1 protein-coding gene is annotated in these 1,646 nt (G+C 38.0%); it reads left to right on the forward strand.

What is annotated here, in order from left to right; genetic code table 11:
- Positions 1 to 406: 406 nt before the first annotated feature.
- Complete coding sequence (gene rsmH, locus KPX09_RS05210; RefSeq protein WP_249549295.1) at positions 407 to 1,294, forward strand: 16S rRNA (cytosine(1402)-N(4))-methyltransferase RsmH; 888 nt, start codon at positions 407 to 409, stop codon at positions 1,292 to 1,294.
- The last annotated feature ends 352 nt before the right edge of the window (positions 1,295 to 1,646 follow it).

Here is a 1,646-nt window from a genome sequence, read left to right on the forward strand (position 1 = left end):
ATCCTTATAGCCCTTGTAGCTAAAATTTGATATTCATACGCATGTGCCATGAATGGTATCTTAAACTTAGAAGTCTCACGATTAGTAGTGCATTTAAGCTAGTTTTTAGCCAACGTATTCGTTACATGAAGCCTCATTTTACGCAGTATAGCGGTATAATTTGGATATCTCATTAGAAGCAAATATGCTGTGTGTGTCAGGCTTATTAAGGGAATCGGGTTTTCAAATGATACCACTCTCCGGTATTTCTATAATATTAGAAAACGTTGTTCAACTGTGATATATAAACTTACATGCGATTGCTTTGATTTGTGTTTAGTACCGCGCACTGTTAGGGCACGGATATTAGGTGTAATAATCTAAGTATTAAGTAGGAAATATCATAGGATTTTTAAAAGTAGAATTAATGGATTCTCATAGACCTGTACTACTGAACGAAATGCTAGAGCTTCTTTCCCCTCAAGACGGCGCAGTATATGTTGACGCAACGTTTGGTGGAGGCGGATATAGCAGGGGAATATTGGAACGTGCTAAATGTACGGTACTAGGTGTTGATCAGGATCCTATAGCTTCGGAATTCTATCAATCTTTACGTTTACAATTCCCTGGACGGGTGCACTTTTTTCTCAGCAAGTTCAGTAGACTTTGTGAGGCATTACAGCATTTTGGCTACAATCAAGTTGACGGTGTTGTATTTGACGTTGGAGTATCGAGTATGCAGCTTAGTGATCCAGACAGGGGATTCTCATTTATGAAAGAAGGGCCACTTGATATGAGAATGGATATGTTGCGTTCTCAATCCCGAAGCGCTGCGACTTTTGTAAATTCTTTATCAGAAAAAGACATGGCAGACGTGATATTCTATTATGGAGGAGAGAGGCTTTCAAGACGTGTTGCCCGAGCGATAGTCAGCGCTAGGGAGAGTAATAATAAGATACGTAACACTAGTGACTTGGCAAAAATTATCAGGTCTGTTGTGCCTCGTAGTAGGATAAATCCAATAGATCCGGCAACGAGGACATTTCAGGCTATCAGAATATGGGTAAATGATGAGCTAGAAGAGCTAAAAGCAGGTCTAGAAGCTGCTTCTCAAATTATAGGAGAGGGGGGCAAGATTATTGTTACTTCATTTCATTCACTCGAGGACAGGATAGTAAAACATAAGTTTAATGCTCTACAAGAGAAGGGATTTCAACTTATCAATAAAAAAGCCTTAAAGCCTACTGAAGAAGAAATTAGCGAAAATACCAGGTCGCGATCAGCAAAATTGCGTGGCATAGTGAAAGAGGAGTAATAGCAGTAAAAATCACGCTGACCAGTAAGCAATTGCGACAAGTAGGTAGGGCTTTTTCTAGTAATATGAGAAAAGTAGCATGCATTCTTTAGAAGATTATTTAGGCGTTCCTCTTCAAGAGTACACTGCGAGTGAAATGTACTTTCTTGCATGCAAAAAAGAATAAAATGAATATTATCTCTTCACAAGATACACAATAAAGCCCACCGCGATAGACGATCTATAAGCTATATCGCCTGAGAGAAGTTACGCTCATAAATACTATATTTTCGAGCTTTAATTAATTTTCTACATAAAATAGAAATATAAGATATTATGATATTTCATGAAAATGCTTTAGGATTAAGCCTTA

Source organism: Anaplasma phagocytophilum, from assembly GCF_023476575.1.
Taxonomy (GTDB): Bacteria; Pseudomonadota; Alphaproteobacteria; order Rickettsiales; family Anaplasmataceae; genus Anaplasma; species Anaplasma phagocytophilum_A.

Bases quoted from the DNA above. Each gene is read 5' to 3' on its own strand.
- rsmH (WP_249549295.1), top strand. From the start codon at position 407: ATGGATTCTCATAGACCTGTACTACTGAACGAAATGCTAGAGCTTCTT.